We start from the raw sequence: 16,291 nt of genomic DNA on the forward strand, positions 1-16,291 counted from the left end.
TTAAATTCGTCTAACCATTGAATTTGATTAAATTCTAATATAACCTAATATCTTCTCGTGAAACAATATTTACAACAATATTAGTGCCCGGATAAAAGAAATTTACTTTTCCGATTCAAGAATTTAAAGAATCGAACTAATTTTAATGCATAGAAATGAGAATTCCTTCAATCATAAAAACCCCAAAGTACAATCGGTTCAAATTTGAACCCAGGCATTATGATCCCATAAAAGAAGAAATTGAAGAAAAATTAAAAATGGCCAGAGCTCAAAAGGAATTCGATACAACGGGTTATCAATCCAGCATATCTGCTGCCTTTAGTAAAAGACAAAAGAAAAACAGTCAGGCATCAACATTTCAATTGATATTAGCCATAGTCCTGATGGGAACTTTCGTTGGGTGGCTATTTTATGGCAATCAGTTTTTTTATGCGTACCTGTTGCTATCACCTATATATTTTTATTGGAGATTGAAAAACAAATGGCGTAAAAGTTAATGTCGGACATCATCAAACTTTTACCGGACTCCATTGCCAACCAAATAGCGGCTGGTGAAGTAGTACAGCGACCAGCATCTGTTGCCAAGGAATTGTTGGAAAACAGCATTGATGCCGAAAGTCAAAATATCAGCCTGATTGTAAAAGATGCAGGAAAAACGCTGATACAAGTAGTAGATGATGGCAAAGGTATGTCAGAGACTGACGCACGCATGTGTTTCGAGCGTCATGCCACTTCTAAAATAAAAACTTCGGAAGATTTGTTCCGAATCAAAACCATGGGTTTTCGGGGAGAAGCATTGGCATCAGTGGCAGCTGTAGCACGTGTAGAGCTTAAATCTAAACCGGAAGACAAGGAGTTGGGTACATTCATTCACATAGAGGCGTCCGAACTCAAGACACAAGAACCAATTTCAACCAACCAGGGTACTTCTATTTCTGTCAAAAATTTGTTTTACAATGTCCCGGCAAGGAGAAACTTTCTTAAAAGTACTCCTGTAGAAATGCGTCACATCATTGATGAATTTCAAAGAGCTTCTCTTGCTCAACCGGAAATAGGCTTTACCCTCCATCACAATGGAGAAGAAATATATAATCTCCTTCAAGGCAAACTCAGCCAAAGAATTGTATCCCTTTTTGGTAAAAACTACGGCCAACAATTGATCGCCTGTCAGGAAGAGACAGACTGGATTCGGATTCAGGGATACGTTGGCAAACCCGAAAACGCTAAAAAAACCCGGGGAGAGCAATTCTTCTTTATCAATGGACGATTCATTAAAAACAATTATCTGAACCATGCCGTGACCGGAGCATACGAAGGATTGTTCAAAGAAGGACACTTTCCATTTTATGTTCTCTTTATAGAAACAGATCCGATACATGTAGATATCAATGTGCATCCTACTAAAACGGAGGTGAAATTCGATGATGAAAGAAGCGTATATGGAATAGTAAAGTCTGCAGTAAAACAAGCACTGGGAACCCACAATGTCTCACCTTCTTTGGATTTCAACACTGATGTGAACTTTGAAAGTTTGGCTGTTTCAAAGATGAATTTCGACAGACCATTTAAACAAGATAAAAATTATGGTAGTTTCAAAAACATAGATAGACAAAGGAGCCATTCAGTTCAGTGGGAACAATTGTATGAAAGTGCCATAAACGAATCCATTCCTGATATTGATGAAGTTCAAAAGGAAGCTTCTTTTGAACAAAAGAACCAACTAACCTTTGAAAGCAAAGTGAACAGGGAAGATTCACCGGAAAAATCTGATTTACTGGATGGAAACAACGCCCCTACTCTTATCCATCACCAGTATATCGTAAGACAAGTGAAATCAGGGATGCTGGTGGTAGATGCAAAGTTGGCATACGAGAGAATTTTGTTCGAGAAATACAATGGGTATATCTACAACAAAAAATCCGGTAGTTCTCAAAGATGTCTGTTTCCTCAAAGTGTTGAATTAAACCCTGCCGATTACACTTTGGTGATGGAATTGAAAGAGGAAATCGAGGCTCTTGGTTTTGAATTTGAAAACTTTGGAAAAAATGCAATAGTCATCAATGGTGTACCCACTGATTTGCCTTCTTCAGGGGAAAAGGAATTATTTGAAGGACTAATCGAGCAATTTAAAATCAATAGTGAAAAATTGTCGTTAGAAAGAAAAGAAAATATGTCCCGTGCTATGGCCAAAAGAACAGCAGGGAAAACAATTATAAAAAATGACAGTATAGAATTGGATATATTAATAGATAGGCTATTTGCCTGTGCTCAACCAAACTATACTGCAGATGGAACTCCGACATTCATTATATTGGGGCTTGATAAAATTACTGATTTTTTTAAAAGATAGATATGTTTAATCTTACACCCATGGTGAAAAAAATCCTGATCATCAACGTTGCGTTGTTGGCTTTAGGATCATTATTGAATTTTAATCTCTCCGCTATATTCGGAGTACATTATATCTTTTCTGATAGCTTTTACATTTTCCAATATGTGACCTATATGTGGCTTCATGCCGGATTTGGACACCTATTTAGCAATATGCTGGCTGTCATTGTTTTTGGGCCAATGCTGGAGCGGGTTTGGGGATCAAAGAGATTTCTTACTTTTTATCTGATTACGGGTATCGGTGCGGGTTTGCTTTTCGGGGTGGCTGACACTATAGAAAAAGGAAACTTAAAATCAGACATGGAATCTTACATGTCACACCCTAACCCTGAGGACTTTTATAAGTACATACACGAATATAAGTCTCGCTACGACATGGTAGCCCTTGGTGATTTTGCTGACAAATACTACGATGATGCAACAAATAGTAGCTACATAGAACAATCAGTTACAGTCGTCAACCAGATTTATGAAGATCTTTCCAACATACCAATGGTAGGTGCTTCCGGGGCTGTCTTTGGGATTTTGCTTGCCTTTGCCATGCTCTTCCCAAATACAGAATTACTATTATTGATCCCTCCCATGCCTGTAAAAGCTAAATATTTAGTACTTTTCTATGGGCTTTATGAGCTTTACTCCGAAATCAACAGATCCACTGGTGATAATGTTGCGCATTTAGCCCACCTTAGCGGTATGTTGATAGCCTATATTTTATTAAAATACTGGCAACAGAAAAGAGGCAATTTTTATTAAAAAAAATGATTTAGAAGAATAAAAAATGAACAGCAGTTTTTTAGAAGATTTTAAGAATGCGTGGGGAAAGCCAAACAATGCTTTGGCTCAGATTATATTGATCAACGTAATTATTTTTGGGGCGTTGGCTGTGCTCTACGTTTTTGGAAAAATACTGGGACTGGAAGCCATCTTTGGTTTTGTTCACGATCAGTTTTCTATTCCTCCATTGTTCAGTGATTTTATTTTGCGCCCCTGGACAATCATTACTTATGCATTTGCCCATAGCCTTGACAGTATTTTTCATATTCTGTTTAACATGCTTATTTTCTACTGGTTTGGCCAATTGATCGTTGAGTATTTGGGAAATCAAAAAATCATCAGTCTGTATGTACTCGGGGCTCTTGCAGGAGCAGTAGTATATCTACTGGTTTATAATTTTGTCCCTTTTTACAAAGAGCAAGCTGGTTTTTCCGGTATGGTTGGAGCATCCGCAGCAGTGTATGCGGTCACTGTGGCTGCCGCCACACTTATGCCTAACTACTCTTTTCATTTGCTCTTTTTCGGTCCGGTAAAAATAAAATACATAGCCGGATTTTATATTTTAACCTCATTTTTAGGCTCAGTAGGAGGAAACGCAGGCGGAAATATTGCACACATGGGAGGTGCTGCCATGGGGTACTTTTATATCAGACAACTTCAATCTGGAAATGATATTGGCCTTTGGGTGATTAGTACAATGACTTTTTTTAAAAGTTTTTTTGTAAAACAATCTAGAATAAAAGTAACACATAAAACAGAAAGACATCAGTCAACAAGTAGTCGTACTACCACATCATCATCCACAAGAACCTCAGTAGATCAGGAGGAGATAGATACTATTTTAGACAAAATATCAAAGTCGGGTTATGAAAGTCTTTCCAAAAGTGAAAAACAAAAGCTTTTCAACGCCAGCAAAAAATAATTACCTGGAATCTGATAAGGTTACCGACGAGTATTCGCAAATGCCTTTTAGCGGAGGATTGTGCTTAGAAACCTGTACTTCGACAGTTTCCACCTGAGAAAATTTACTCAAAATAGCTTTGTTGATTTTATAAGCAATATGCTCCAGCAACTTGGTATTTTCTGACATTATACCTGAGATGATCTGATATACCTCTACGTAATTCACTGTACCGGAGATATCGTCATGGGTGGCCGCTATCCCAAAATCGGTAAATAAAGTAATATTTACTGTATATCTGTTGCCGACTTTTTGTTCTTCATGATGGTAGCCATGATGGGCAAAGTATTCCAGACCCTCCAGTTGTATCTTACCCATGTATTAGTCTTCCAACTGATCGAAGAATGATAAATCATCCTTTTCCACTGCTTCCATTACTCTTTTAGTATTTTCAGCCTTCACTTCCGATCGTTTTGTAATAGGATCATCTCCAATGATACGATTTCTTTTTATTTCTGAAGTTTCGTATCTGGGTTCTTCGTTGATTTCCGAATCAGGTGACTCAACTTTCTTTTCATTTTCAGAAGGAACTTTTTTCACTTCCTCCATGTCAATCTTAGATTTCGCTTCATCATAAACCACTTTCTTAGAGGTTTCGCGTAGCATCTCCTTTACCTTCTTTAGATGGCCTTCAATGCCAAATCCTCCCTTTTGATTGTTTAGTTTAGTGACTTTCTCCATCACATCACCAGAAAGCAGCTTAAGTTGGGAAATCATATTGTCTCGTTGGTTCTCAATAATACGATAGTTCTCTTCGATCTCTTTTACTTCTTTTTGCATTTCTTCCAGTATCTCTCTGGCTTTTTCATCTGCATTTTCAATGATTATTCTTGCATTGCGTTTTGCTTCATTAAGAAGACCATCAGAACTGATCTGAACCTCTCTCATATGCAATTCAGCAGTTTTGTTGGCTTGATCTATTACACTGGCACTGGTGTCTTCTGCTGTCTTAAGGGTTTTAAAAAGAGTGTTTTCCACTTCCCGAAGCTTCTGGACTTCTTTTTCAGCCTGTTCAAGTTTGATTTTAACATTCTTGTTGTCATCCATCATCCTCTCCCATTCATGAGATAATGAAAGTAAAAAGGCGTTTACTTCGTCTTTATCCAGACCCCTAAATGCCTTTTCAAACGTTTTTTGTCTTATTTCTAATGGAGTGATTTTCATGATTAAGCCATTTAAAATGTAATGCATGCGAATTTGGTGCTTTCACATACAACTTTCTTCAATTAAATTAATAAAATGGTGGTTTATTAATTAAGCGGTGGCTTATAATGCAATTATACTAATATTTTTTGAAACTAATCAAATTATGAAGTCACTTTGATGTCCCACACGCTTAATGAACGATCGTCACTGGCAGAAATAAGGTAATTATTGAAGTCAGACCAATATAACTTATTTACTGAAGTCAGGTGTCCATTGTGGCGTGCTTTATCTATGACCTTCAAAAGCTTCCTTCGTTCATAATTCCAAATCTTAATAGTTTTGTCCATACTTGCCGTAGCAAAATATTCACCATTGGGGTGGAAGGATATGTGATTGATCGCATACATATGAGCAACAATAGATTGTTTTAAAGTGTAGTTTTGATCCACATCCCAAAACTTCAGGTGTGCGTCCCTGCTTCCAGTAAGGTAGAGTTTGTTATCAGGTGAGAATACTCCTGAAAAAATTGATTTTTCATGTCCTTCATTCACTTTTTTCACTTCAAAATCTTGTGAATCCACTATCCTAAAAGAATTATCACTAAAACCACATGCAATCTCATTTCCACCAGCCATTACGGCAATTGTTCTCAAGCTTACTTCAGACAGTGTTACTTGCTTTCTGATTTTAAGGTCATTTAACCCAACTTCGATTAAACATCCATCACCTGTACCAATCAGGATACCATCACCAATCATTTGAATATCAAAAATCTGAGATTGGGTTGTTTTTAAAGATCCTATTTCCTTTCTGTTACTTACATCTATTAAGTGAATACCCTCAAAGTTCTGGCCTATGACCAGAGTGTTGTACATAGGTATAAATCTCAGGGCATATACGGACGTTGGCAGTTTGGCTATCAACCTGCCATTTTCAAGATTATTTAAATCCCATTCTATAATCTGGCCATCAGCACCCGAGGAATAAAAAATATTAGACGTTGCTCCTCTTTCAATAGAATAAACAGCTCCCTTATGGCCAGTATATGTATGTATCTTGTTTATTTCAACCATGTGAGTTGGTTAGTCAATGATTGCCGTACGTATTTTTTCGGCAGTAGTAGCCAACTGCTCCTGGGTTACACTCAATTTGGGCGCACTAAAGTTAATGTCCCTCATACTGTTCATAGGGATCAAATGAACATGTGCATGAGGCACCTCAAGACCTATAACAGTAACCCCTACCCGCAAACAGGGAATGGCTTTATCAATCCCATTGGCTACTTTTTTGGCAAAAAGATGAAGACCGGAAAGAGTATCATCATCCAGGTCAAATATATAGTCCACTTCCTTTTTGGGAATCACAAGTACGTGCCCGATGACCAGTGGTTCAATATCAAGAAATGCTAAATAATCTTCATTTTCAGCAACTATATGAGCCGGAATTTCTTTATTAATGATTTTTGTAAAAATGCTTGCCATGTCAATGTTTGAATATCAGGTAATACGAAACTCAAAATAATAATTTTAAAACTGATTTAGTGTTCAAAATTCATTTGTTTTTTTGAATCCTATCTTGTTAACTGATATCAATGCTGATAGTTTCAATAATTACATATTACAGAAATAAAAAAAGCGGTAGAAAACCGCTTTAAGTATTATTTTAAAACCTGTAACCGGAAGAAATCAGTCGATTACATTCCTATTTCCAAAATTTCAAATTCAATGTTTCCTGCTGGTGCTTTCACTACAGCAATTTCCCCAACTTTTTTACCCAACAAACCTTCTCCTATCGGTGATTTTAAAGAGATTTTACCAGATTTTAAATCAGACTCTTCTTCGGATACAAGTGTATAGGTCACTTCCATTCCATTCTTTTTGTTTCTGATTTTCACTTTGGACAACACAGATGCTTTTGATGTATCAATTTTAGATTCATCCATTACACGGGCATTGCCTACTGCTACTTCCAGTTTAGAAATTTTCAATTCTAATAGCCCCTGAGCCTCCTTAGCGGCATCATATTCTGCATTTTCACTTAAGTCTCCCTTGTCTCGTGCTTCTGCTATTTGCTTTGCCATATCGGCACGTCCCTTAGTTTTCAAATGCTGCAGTTCATCTTTTAGTTTCTGCAATCCTTTTTCAGTATAATAAGATACATTTCCCATAATTACCTTCTTTTATAAATAAAAAGAACGGCTTCATATATCTGAAACCGTTTCGTATCATTTCGTTATTAAATTTCGTATTGAGTCTGCAAATATAGCAAATATTGAAATAATTATCTCAACAGATATCAAATTATCAGTATGACAATTTTGATATTTTGTCCGTCAGTATCTGATTTATTCGCTCGTATGATTCAAAAGTCCAGCCTCCTACATGAGGTGTTAAAAGAACATTTTCCATTTGGATCAGTCGTTGAAAAACGGCTTTCTGTTCGTCAGTCAACTGGTCAAGCTTTTCGTTTTCCAGCACATCAAGAGCAGCACATTTCACTTTTCCTTCTTCTAAGAAATCTAAAAGATCTTTCAGGTTCAGTACTTCACCCCGAGATGTATTTAAGACCACAATATTTTTTCTGAAATTCAGAAAAAATGACTTATCAGCCAGGTTTCTGGTTTCTTCAGTTAAAGGTACATGAAAACTTACCACATCTGCCTTTTCATAAATTTCCTGCATTGAGGCTTCTTTTACCAACAGCGATGAATAACCACTTTTGTACTTGTCATAAGCTATTACATTGCAGGACAATCCGACCAGTTTTTCTGAAAAAGCACTTCCCATCTGACCATATCCAATCAAAGCTATGGTTTTGTCCTTCAATTCAAAACCTCTGTGACCCTCTCTGTCCCAAACCATTTGTCTGACCATCAGGTCGCCAACATTGATCTTGTTGGCCAGGCAAAGCAACATACCAAGTGCATGCTCTCCCAAAGCATCTCTATTGCCTTCAGGTGCATTTACAATAGTAATTTTTCTGTTTTCCAACACTCTCACATCCAATTGATCAATACCTGCTCCAGCTCTGGCTACAAATTTAAGCTTGCCGGCATTTTGAAGCAATTCAGCATCAATAGTTGTTTTGCTCCTGACCACAATACCTACATATTCCGATAAAGTGTCAATTATTTCTTGTCTTGTAATTTTAGGTTTATAGTCAACATCAAAGTCTAAGTCCTCCAGCAATGGAATGATACTCTGATGCATGGTATCGATAATCAATATTTTTTTCTTGTGGGATTGCATTTGTTTTTTGGAAATAGAATTCTGTAATGATGTCACTTCTACAAACCATAAAGCGCATGTGCTACTGTAAAATAGACACCCAAACCGAGTAAATCGTTGGCAGTGGTGATAAAAGGCCCTGAAGCCAATGCCGGATTCACACCAAATTTATCCAACACCAACGGAGTAATGGTTCCCATAAAAGAAGCCAGCAGAACAACGCTAAACAAAGCTATAGAGACAATACCCGCAATTGTTTGGTCAGAAGTAACAAAAATCACGATTCCGAAAACTATCAGTGCCAGTATGATTCCGTTCACTATAGCTACAAAAAATACTTTGATCATCTTTTGAACCATCGTATCTTCAAAAGCATTTGGGTTAGCCAGACTCTGCACAACGATAGATGAAGATTGAATTCCTACGTTACCACCCGTAGCGGTGATAAGTGGAATGAAAAATGCCATTATTGGAATTACTGAGATGTCGGTTTCAAAATTGGAAATAAACCATGCTCCAAGTAATCCGCCCACCAAACCGATCACCAACCAGGGAAGACGGGCTTTTGACAGCATCCATACACTATCATCTTCTTCCACGTCCGCAGTGATACCTGTCATGAGCTGCCGATTTTCTTCTGCCTGTTCCGTAATTACATCGATGATATCATCAAATGTAATTCTGCCTACCAATTTGCCTTTCACATTCACCACAGGGATAGCATCCAAGTCATATTTCTGCATTATGGCTGCCACTTCCTCTTCATCCACGAATGTTTCTACCGATACTACATCTTCATTGTAAATGTCTGCAATGCGGGTATTGTCATCTGCAAGAATGATCTTTTTTAACGAAACTTTACCCAGCAGTACTCCAAGATTGTCCACCACATACACAGAGTATATTTGTTGTACGTTTTCAGCTTGCTTCCGTATTTCTTCTATGCACTGCTTTATGCTCCAATTCAAGTTGGCTTTAATAAGCTCTTTGGCCATCAATCCACCTGCTACGTCTTCATCGTATCGAAGGAGGTCGAGCAAGTTGGCAGACTTTTCTTCATTCTCAAGAGAAGCGATCACTTCTTCTCTGACATGAATATCCAAGTCCATCAAAATGTCTGCACCGTCATCCGAATTCAGAATTTCAACGTATATGGCTATTTCTTCCGGAGAAAAATTATTTAGAAAATCCCGTCGGGTATCTTCATCCAGTTCACTAATGATCTCTGCCGAAACCTCAGGCTCTAATAAATCAATGACATACTTGGAATCCTCTGTTTCAAACTCATCCAACAACTCGGAAATATCTGCTGGTTTTACACCTTCAAGAATGGTTTTGATAAAATCATCCTCCTGAGCTTCAACAGCCTGTCCAAATCGTTCCAAAAATTCTTTGGAGAGTTCGAATTGTAGGTTTTCTATCACTTGATTTTGTTAGTAAGGTCAACGAAATCCTGAATACTAAGCTGTTCAGCCCTTTTATTCATAACTTCCAGACTTGTTATGTCTTCGGACAAATTTAGACCTTTTAAGGCATTGCGCAATGTTTTCCTCCGCTTTTGGAAACCCTCCTTAACTACCAGCCTAAACTGTTTTTCATCACAATCCAGCCGAACAACCTTATTGCGTCTAAGCCTGATTACAGCAGAGTTAACCTTTGGAGGGGGGTTAAATACCTCCGGACCGACAGTAAATAAATACTCTATATCGTAATACGCCTGTAAAAAAACGCTCAAAATACCATAAGCCTTGGATCCGTGTTTTGATGCGATCCGTTCTGCCACTTCTTTTTGAATCATGCACACCACCTCTCCCACTTTTTCCTTTTCATCTAAAACCTTAAAAAAGATTTGAGATGAAATATTGTAAGGGAAATTTCCAATAATAGAAAAACTTTTACTCTCAAATAAAACATCTGTATCCATTTTCAGAAAATCGCCATGTAGCACCTTACAGCCTTCCCCTACGTACTTTCTTTCTAAATATGCAATGGACTCTCTGTCAATATCCAGTAAAATCAGATTTGGTATTTTTTCTTGAATAAGAAAATCTGAAAGTACTCCGGTACCCGGGCCTATTTCCAGTATATTCTCATTTTCTTTCTCCAGAGTCAACGCCGATACTATCCTTTCGGCAATAGTTAAATCCTTTAAAAAATGTTGTCCTAACTGCTTTTTGGGTCTGACACTGGTCATAGTATAATACTTTATAAAAATCGACTAAATTGCACTCCAATAACCCATCAACTTTGATTTGGGGATAGTCACATTGCAAATAAAGGTAAATAGTTGCTGAAAGCTACATGGAAAAAGAATCTAAAAAGATCAACTCAAAACCAATAATTGGCATAACCATAGGTGATCTAAACGGTATTGGTACTGAGGTCATTATTAAAGCTCTTGATAACAACAAAATATTGAATCAGGTTACCCCTGTAATATACGGTTCTTCTAAAGTTATATCTTATTACAAAAAAGCACTTGATAATAATAATTTCAATTTCAATCAAATCAGCAAACTGGAAGACATTCGTCATAAGAAAGTGAATGTACTCAATTGCTGGGATGATATGGTGGATATAAATCCAGGTGAGGTCAGTGCCAACGGCGGCAAATATGCTTTTATCGCTCTGGAGCAGGCCACCAGAGATGTAACATCCGGACATCTGGATGCCATCGTAACTGCTCCCATAAACAAACACAATATTCAAAGCGATGATTTTAATTTTCCAGGTCATACCGAATACCTCACAGATATAGTTGGAAAAAATGACAGCCTGATGTTTATGGTAAGCAATAGCTTGCGCATAGGTGTAGTAACAGGACATATCGCACTCAAAGATGTGGCATCTTCAACCACAACAGAAAAAATTCAGTCCAAGCTTGATTTGATGATAAAGTCTCTCAAAAAAGATTTTGGAATCGTAAAGCCCAAGATTGCAGTTCTGGGGCTGAATCCCCATGCGGGAGAGAAAGGCTTGCTGGGGTCTGAGGAAGAAGAGGTTATCATCCCATTGATAGAAAATTATAAATCAAAAGGGCAGATAGTTTTAGGACCTTTTCCTGCTGATGGCTTCTTTGGAGCAGGACAGCACCATAAATTTGATGGCGTATTGGCCATGTACCACGATCAGGGACTTATTCCATTTAAAGCACTGACATTTGAATCAGGAGTGAATTTTACAGCAGGGTTACCAATTGTCAGGACTTCACCGGATCACGGAACCGCCTTTGCCATAGCAGGCAAAGATCAGGCAAGTGGCAACTCCATGAGACAGGCAATTTATCTGGCTATGGATATTGCCAATCAAAGACGGGAATATCAAGACTAAACTAATTTTGGATTGAATCCGGTATTCAGGAATATTTCAAATCATGCCGCTCTTGGTATCTGGTACGTGTCAGATTCGATAGAGGTACTTTACTCTCAACTGGAAGAGAATGCTCCTGATGAAATTAAAAAATATCATCCTAATAAAAAAGTAGAGTTCTTAGCTTCAAGAATACTCATGAGGAAGCTCTGTGGTTTTTTGGAAGTGCCATACGAAGGAATGTGGAAAGACGACTGTGGCAAACCGTATTTGTTGAATAATGATCATCATATATCCATTTCCCACTCCTTCCCTTATGTGATTTGTATGCTGGACAAAAAGCATCCTTGTGGAATAGACATAGAAGCACCAAAAGACAAGTTATTAAGAATCAAACATAAATTCCTAAGTCAGACAGAACAAGATCATGTGGCTCAGAATGTGGATTTGCTTTGTCAATACTGGTGTGCCAAAGAAGCTTTGTATAAACTTTATGGAAGAAAGAGGCTTTCGTTTTCAAAAAATATCAATATCAAATCGGTGGATAAAAATATACTCATTGGAAGTATTCATACAGATGGTCAATCGGACGAATATAAATTAGTGTCAGAATTAATAGGTGGTTACTATTTAGTTTACAGTATATGATTTTTAATTTAAAAACTTGTATTTTTCTTATACATTAAGTATTATTACTTGCATTCTTTATAAGCAATCGAACATGTTATTACGTTATTTTCTAGTCATTTTGGTATTAACAATTAGTTGCCTTGATTCTTATGGTCAAAAAGTAGAAAACATTCCTGACTTTTCATTGAAAGACGTAGTTTCAGGAAAATCCATTCCTTTTTATAGTTACAAAAAGAGCAAGGCCATTGTAGTGATCTTCACATGCAACTATTGTCCGTATTCCAAGCTGTACGAGCAACGAATTGCAGATTTAGCAAATGAATACACCCCAAAAAATGTTACCTTCATGTTGATCAACTCCAACAATTCCTCCCTGAGTAAGGATGAGACCATCGAAAATATGGTCAAAAAAGCCAAAGAAAGCAAGTTTAATATTCCTTATTTTGCGGACAAGCAACTGGTGGCTAAAAAAATCTTCCAGGCAGAAAAAACCCCGGAAGCTTTTGTAGTGACTGATGTGAAAGGCACTTTGTCTGTTGTTTATAGAGGTGCTATTGATGACAACCCTCAGTCACCTCAAGAAGTAGAAAATAACTACATCAAAATGGCTTTAAACAACCTGCTTGCAAACAAAGTTTCCCCAGTGACCTTCAACAGACCAACAGGGTGTCGTATCAAAACTGAATAACTCATTCAAGCTTTACCAAACTCAGAAAGTATGGTAAAGCTTTATTTTTCTTTTCTTTGTTATTTGATGGCTTTTGTCCAAATCGGTCTCGGTGCATGATTGATTACATCTTTGGATACATGGCCTGCCAGCCAGTGAAGTAAACCATGTCTGTCGTGAGTACCCATAGCAATCATATCAGCATCTATGTCTGCAGCAAATCCCATGATAGCTTCTGCTTCATCTACATAGCGAACCACATTCACTGTGAAATTCTCAAGTTTCACATGTAAGGCAAATTTTTTGATTCTCTCCTCAACTTCATCCTCCCTCAGCCAGGTAGAATCATACACTTTAACAATATGGATTTTAGCTCCATAATGTTTCTGCATGAGTTTTAGTTCGTCTATAACCTGAACCTGATCATCATTCAGATCAGTTGCAAACACGATATTCTTTACACTGGACAAATCTCTAAATTGTTTTACAGTAATTACCGGACAACTGGCATGGCGTACCACTTTATCAGTTACTGATCCAACAAGAATCTCCTGCAATCCACTTGAGCCTTTGGTTCCCATCAGGATAAGACTGCTTTTGTGCATCGTAATGTGTTCAATAATGGATTTGTAGGTGTTGCCCATATCCACCTTATAAGAAATATTTATGTCCTTAAATTTTGGATCATCAACAATCGCTTGCAACTTCTCTTTGGTCTTTTCTATCAACTTGAGAATATACAAATTTTCCATAGGATCATAGTGACTTTCACCTACTGTTTCAAATGCATTGTAATGAGGGTCTTCAACAACATGGAGCAACAATATATCTGAATTTGTATCTGTGGCCAGTGAATGTGCAGTCAATAATGCATTATTTGCTTCTTCGGAAAAATCGATAGGAACTAGAATACGTTTCATGGTTTTTATTTTTATATGTAATGTAGTATCACGCAATTACAGTTTTTTTTTACAACTCATTCTTAGTTTTTTTTGCAAAAAATTATATGTAGTAAAAATAGAAGGGCTTCTGGAAATGCAAAATGACAAAATTATTGATTATCGATGACATTTATCAATATCCCCTTTTTTCGTAAATTAATCTTTTTTTTATTTTTTCTTAAAATAAAATTATTGAATCTTCGTACTGTTTTCCTTTAATGGAGAAAATATCTCTTATGAATAAGCAACATATCTTCAAAAGCCTATCGCTTTTAATTCTAACCCTCGCAGGACTATTTTTCAGTGGGTGTGGAGGTACGAAAGAAAAAAAAGAAAGCCTCATTATCAGAAAGCTATCAAAAGTCACTTCTCCTAAAAATGGGTCGAAAGTGGTAATCAATGAGTCAATAAATTTCCAAATTTCCGTTTCTCAGGACACTGTAAAAATAGATTCGTTTTTTGTCAAAATTGGTACAGAACTACTCTATAATTCCAATCAAAACAGTTTGGCTAGTTCTTCCTTTTCAAAAACTGGGAAACATCATTTATCATATACGGTTTTTCTAAATAATGGAAGCAAAGAAGTCCATAGCCAACAACTTTCCTTTCTTTCGGATGTTGAACCAACAAAATACTCGTATAGAAAAATTAACACCTACACACACGATCCGGATGCTTACATTCAAGGCCTTTTTTACGAAAACGGATACTTCTACGAAAGCACAGGACACAGAGGGGAATCTTCCTTGCGAAAAGTGGAAATAGCTACAGGAAACGTTTTACAGAAAATTGATCTGGACGAAGAGTTTTTCGGAGAGGGGATTACTCCTTACAAAAACCAAATATTCATGCTCACATGGGAATCCCGAAAAGGATTTGTTTTTGATAAAAATGATTTTTCTGAAGTGAGGCAGTTCAATTATCCGACAGAAGGCTGGGGAATTACTACCATAGGCGACTCACTGGTGATGAGTGATGGTACTGAAAATTTATATTTTATAGACCCATCCTCATTTACCGAAATTGGTCGGATACAGGTCTATAACCAAGCCAAATCAATAGAAGGGCTCAACGAGCTTGAATACATCAATGGTGATATTTATGCCAACATATACCAAACCGATAATATTGCGATAATAGATCCAACTAGTGGAAAGGTAAAGGGCATTATCAATCTGGCAGGAATTTTTAATAAAGAAAACTATGGACGCAGGTCGGAGGTGCTTAACGGTATCGCTTATGACCCTGAAGGCGACCGCCTGTTTGTAACTGGCAAATTCTGGCCAAAAATGTATGAAATAGATTTAGTACCTTTTCAGGAACCAACTATATAACCCGATATGAGTTTAGACAACATGACCAACAAAGTAAAGACCTTAGCCGCCACTAAAGGTGGTGCCATTAAGTCAAAAATTAAATTTCAATTTGATGAAGGGTGTATTTACCTTGACGATACGATATCACCCACAGTAGTATCGAATGAAGACAGTGCAGCTGATTGCACTGTAAAAGTCAGCCTTTCAAATTTTGAAAAACTAATCAATGGCGATATGAACGCCATGGGCGCATTTATGATGGGAAAGCTAAAAGTAGAGGGAGACATGTCTGTGGCTATGAAACTTTCGTCTTTGTTTTAAACATACTCTCATGGAGGCACAAGAGCTAGAAAAGTTAAGGTATCCGATAGGTAAATTTTTAAAATCGGAATCAGTTTCATCAGAAGATATCAAAAGATATATCCAAACCATTGAAGGCTTCCCCGACAAGCTGATTCATGCTGTATTTGGGCTCTTTGACGAGCAGCTAGATACTCAATACCGACCAGAAGGCTGGACAATCAGGCAGGTAGTGCACCATTTGGCTGATAGTCATATAAATAGTTATGTGCGGTTTAAATGGGCATTAACAGAGGACAATCCTACTATCAAAGCTTATGATGAAGTGCAATGGGCAGAACTGAAAGATGCCTCTTCTGCTCCTGTCGAAGTATCGCTTAAACTACTGGAAGCTTTACACCGTCGTTGGACGATGATGCTTAAAAATCTTACTCAGGAAGATTTTCAAAGAAAATTTGTACATCCGGAAACCAAAAGGGAAATAAGTCTTGAGACAAATCTTGCTTTATATGCCTGGCACTGTAACCACCACCTGGCACACATCGTCAATTTGAAGCAGAGCAAAGGCTGGTAATATTTTTTGCCCTATGTGTAGGCTAAAAATTAACAAATAATGAAGTTTTAGTGAT

The 16,291-nt window shown here is 37.3% G+C and carries 19 protein-coding genes; 10 read left to right on the forward strand and 9 right to left on the reverse strand.

What is annotated here, in order from left to right:
* Positions 1-155: 155 nt before the first annotated feature.
* Genes AAOP42_RS09215 through AAOP42_RS09230 form a run of 4 tightly spaced genes read left to right on the forward strand, consistent with a single transcriptional unit; the run spans position 156 to position 4,087 of the window.
* A complete protein-coding gene (locus AAOP42_RS09215; RefSeq protein ID WP_349528205.1) occupies positions 156-497 on the forward strand; it encodes a hypothetical protein in 342 nt (113 codons plus the stop codon).
* Positions 497-2,350, forward strand: coding sequence for a DNA mismatch repair endonuclease MutL (mutL, locus tag AAOP42_RS09220; RefSeq protein WP_349528206.1), 1,854 nt, complete (start codon positions 497-499; stop codon positions 2,348-2,350). The genes AAOP42_RS09215 and mutL overlap by 1 nt, the downstream gene beginning before the upstream one ends.
* Before the next feature lie 2 nt (positions 2,351-2,352).
* The gene (locus tag AAOP42_RS09225) at positions 2,353-3,144 is read left to right on the forward strand and encodes a rhomboid family intramembrane serine protease (protein ID WP_349528207.1); all 792 of its coding nucleotides are present in this window, start codon (positions 2,353-2,355) and stop codon (positions 3,142-3,144) included.
* Between the two features lie 25 nt (positions 3,145-3,169).
* Positions 3,170-4,087, forward strand: a complete 918-nt coding sequence (locus AAOP42_RS09230) for a rhomboid family intramembrane serine protease (RefSeq protein ID WP_349528208.1) — start codon at positions 3,170-3,172, stop codon at positions 4,085-4,087.
* Here AAOP42_RS09230 and folB read toward each other — a convergent pair whose 3' ends face one another.
* The 8 genes from folB to rsmA all read right to left on the reverse strand — a co-directional run bounded on the left by folB (position 4,088) and on the right by rsmA (position 10,693).
* Complete coding sequence (folB, locus tag AAOP42_RS09235; RefSeq protein WP_349528209.1) at positions 4,088-4,444, reverse strand: dihydroneopterin aldolase; 357 nt, start codon at positions 4,442-4,444, stop codon at positions 4,088-4,090.
* A gap of 3 nt (positions 4,445-4,447) precedes the next feature.
* On the reverse strand, positions 4,448-5,290 hold the full coding sequence (locus AAOP42_RS09240; RefSeq protein WP_349528210.1) for a DivIVA domain-containing protein: 843 nt from the start codon (positions 5,288-5,290) through the stop codon (positions 4,448-4,450).
* 143 nt (positions 5,291-5,433) lie between these two features.
* Positions 5,434-6,345 carry a WD40 repeat domain-containing protein gene (locus AAOP42_RS09245; protein ID WP_349528211.1) on the reverse strand — a complete coding sequence of 304 codons (912 nt, stop codon included), beginning with the start codon at positions 6,343-6,345 and terminating at the stop codon, positions 5,434-5,436.
* Positions 6,346-6,354: 9 nt separating this feature from the next.
* Positions 6,355-6,753: an HIT family protein gene (locus tag AAOP42_RS09250; protein WP_349528212.1), complete on the reverse strand. Its 399-nt coding sequence runs from the start codon at positions 6,751-6,753 to the stop codon at positions 6,355-6,357.
* Positions 6,754-6,965: 212 nt separating this feature from the next.
* A complete protein-coding gene (gene greA, locus AAOP42_RS09255; protein ID WP_349528213.1) occupies positions 6,966-7,439 on the reverse strand; it encodes a transcription elongation factor GreA in 474 nt (157 codons plus the stop codon).
* Between the two features lie 136 nt (positions 7,440-7,575).
* The gene (locus tag AAOP42_RS09260) at positions 7,576-8,520 is read right to left on the reverse strand and encodes an NAD(P)-dependent oxidoreductase (RefSeq protein WP_349528214.1); all 945 of its coding nucleotides are present in this window, start codon (positions 8,518-8,520) and stop codon (positions 7,576-7,578) included.
* 38 nt (positions 8,521-8,558) lie between these two features.
* Positions 8,559-9,920: a magnesium transporter gene (gene mgtE / locus AAOP42_RS09265; protein ID WP_502947652.1), complete on the reverse strand. Its 1,362-nt coding sequence runs from the start codon at positions 9,918-9,920 to the stop codon at positions 8,559-8,561.
* Complete coding sequence (gene rsmA / locus AAOP42_RS09270; RefSeq protein WP_349528216.1) at positions 9,920-10,693, reverse strand: 16S rRNA (adenine(1518)-N(6)/adenine(1519)-N(6))-dimethyltransferase RsmA; 774 nt, start codon at positions 10,691-10,693, stop codon at positions 9,920-9,922. Before rsmA ends, mgtE begins: the two co-directional genes overlap by 1 nt.
* A 107-nt stretch (positions 10,694-10,800) precedes the next feature.
* On the opposite strand from rsmA, the gene pdxA reads away from it, so the two are divergent.
* The 3 genes from pdxA to AAOP42_RS09285 all read left to right on the forward strand — a co-directional run bounded on the left by pdxA (position 10,801) and on the right by AAOP42_RS09285 (position 13,126).
* Positions 10,801-11,829 carry a 4-hydroxythreonine-4-phosphate dehydrogenase PdxA gene (gene pdxA, locus AAOP42_RS09275; protein WP_349528217.1) on the forward strand — a complete coding sequence of 343 codons (1,029 nt, stop codon included), beginning with the start codon at positions 10,801-10,803 and terminating at the stop codon, positions 11,827-11,829.
* A gap of 12 nt (positions 11,830-11,841) precedes the next feature.
* Positions 11,842-12,456 carry a 4'-phosphopantetheinyl transferase family protein gene (locus AAOP42_RS09280; protein ID WP_349528218.1) on the forward strand — a complete coding sequence of 205 codons (615 nt, stop codon included), beginning with the start codon at positions 11,842-11,844 and terminating at the stop codon, positions 12,454-12,456.
* 73 nt (positions 12,457-12,529) lie between these two features.
* Positions 12,530-13,126, forward strand: a complete 597-nt coding sequence (locus AAOP42_RS09285) for a redoxin domain-containing protein (protein ID WP_349528219.1) — start codon at positions 12,530-12,532, stop codon at positions 13,124-13,126.
* 59 nt (positions 13,127-13,185) lie between these two features.
* Here the strand turns inward: AAOP42_RS09285 and AAOP42_RS09290 are convergent, their stop codons facing one another.
* A complete protein-coding gene (locus tag AAOP42_RS09290; protein WP_349528220.1) occupies positions 13,186-14,025 on the reverse strand; it encodes a universal stress protein in 840 nt (279 codons plus the stop codon).
* 257 nt (positions 14,026-14,282) lie between these two features.
* Between AAOP42_RS09290 and AAOP42_RS09295 the strand changes: the two genes are divergently transcribed.
* The 3 genes from AAOP42_RS09295 to AAOP42_RS09305 are packed head-to-tail and all read left to right on the forward strand — an operon-like array spanning position 14,283 to position 16,236.
* Positions 14,283-15,380, forward strand: a complete 1,098-nt coding sequence (locus AAOP42_RS09295) for a glutaminyl-peptide cyclotransferase (RefSeq protein WP_349528221.1) — start codon at positions 14,283-14,285, stop codon at positions 15,378-15,380.
* A 6-nt stretch (positions 15,381-15,386) separates the two neighbouring features.
* A complete protein-coding gene (locus tag AAOP42_RS09300) occupies positions 15,387-15,683 on the forward strand; it encodes an SCP2 sterol-binding domain-containing protein (protein WP_349528222.1) in 297 nt (98 codons plus the stop codon).
* 10 nt (positions 15,684-15,693) lie between these two features.
* Positions 15,694-16,236 (forward strand): YfiT family bacillithiol transferase, encoded by a 543-nt coding sequence (locus tag AAOP42_RS09305; protein ID WP_349528223.1) that lies wholly within the window; start codon positions 15,694-15,696, stop codon positions 16,234-16,236.
* Positions 16,237-16,291 lie beyond the last annotated feature (55 nt).

The organism is Reichenbachiella sp. MALMAid0571, from assembly GCF_040151475.1.
Classification (GTDB): domain Bacteria; phylum Bacteroidota; class Bacteroidia; order Cytophagales; family Cyclobacteriaceae; genus CAXBNB01.

Coding starts and splice junctions, on each gene's coding strand:
- AAOP42_RS09250 (WP_349528212.1), bottom strand. CDS start 6,753: ATGGCAAGCATTTTTACAAAAATCATTAATAAAGAAATTCCGGCTCAT.
- AAOP42_RS09300 (WP_349528222.1), top strand. CDS start 15,387: ATGAGTTTAGACAACATGACCAACAAAGTAAAGACCTTAGCCGCCACT.
- rsmA (WP_349528216.1), bottom strand. CDS start 10,693: ATGACCAGTGTCAGACCCAAAAAGCAGTTAGGACAACATTTTTTAAAG.
- AAOP42_RS09240 (WP_349528210.1), bottom strand. CDS start 5,290: ATGAAAATCACTCCATTAGAAATAAGACAAAAAACGTTTGAAAAGGCA.
- greA (WP_349528213.1), bottom strand. CDS start 7,439: ATGGGAAATGTATCTTATTATACTGAAAAAGGATTGCAGAAACTAAAA.
- AAOP42_RS09290 (WP_349528220.1), bottom strand. CDS start 14,025: ATGAAACGTATTCTAGTTCCTATCGATTTTTCCGAAGAAGCAAATAAT.
- folB (WP_349528209.1), bottom strand. CDS start 4,444: ATGGGTAAGATACAACTGGAGGGTCTGGAATACTTTGCCCATCATGGC.
- AAOP42_RS09260 (WP_349528214.1), bottom strand. CDS start 8,520: ATGCAATCCCACAAGAAAAAAATATTGATTATCGATACCATGCATCAG.
- AAOP42_RS09245 (WP_349528211.1), bottom strand. CDS start 6,345: ATGGTTGAAATAAACAAGATACATACATATACTGGCCATAAGGGAGCT.
- AAOP42_RS09295 (WP_349528221.1), top strand. CDS start 14,283: ATGAATAAGCAACATATCTTCAAAAGCCTATCGCTTTTAATTCTAACC.
- AAOP42_RS09225 (WP_349528207.1), top strand. CDS start 2,353: ATGTTTAATCTTACACCCATGGTGAAAAAAATCCTGATCATCAACGTT.
- pdxA (WP_349528217.1), top strand. CDS start 10,801: ATGGAAAAAGAATCTAAAAAGATCAACTCAAAACCAATAATTGGCATA.
- AAOP42_RS09305 (WP_349528223.1), top strand. CDS start 15,694: ATGGAGGCACAAGAGCTAGAAAAGTTAAGGTATCCGATAGGTAAATTT.
- AAOP42_RS09285 (WP_349528219.1), top strand. CDS start 12,530: ATGTTATTACGTTATTTTCTAGTCATTTTGGTATTAACAATTAGTTGC.
- AAOP42_RS09215 (WP_349528205.1), top strand. CDS start 156: ATGAGAATTCCTTCAATCATAAAAACCCCAAAGTACAATCGGTTCAAA.
- AAOP42_RS09230 (WP_349528208.1), top strand. CDS start 3,170: ATGAACAGCAGTTTTTTAGAAGATTTTAAGAATGCGTGGGGAAAGCCA.
- mutL (WP_349528206.1), top strand. CDS start 497: ATGTCGGACATCATCAAACTTTTACCGGACTCCATTGCCAACCAAATA.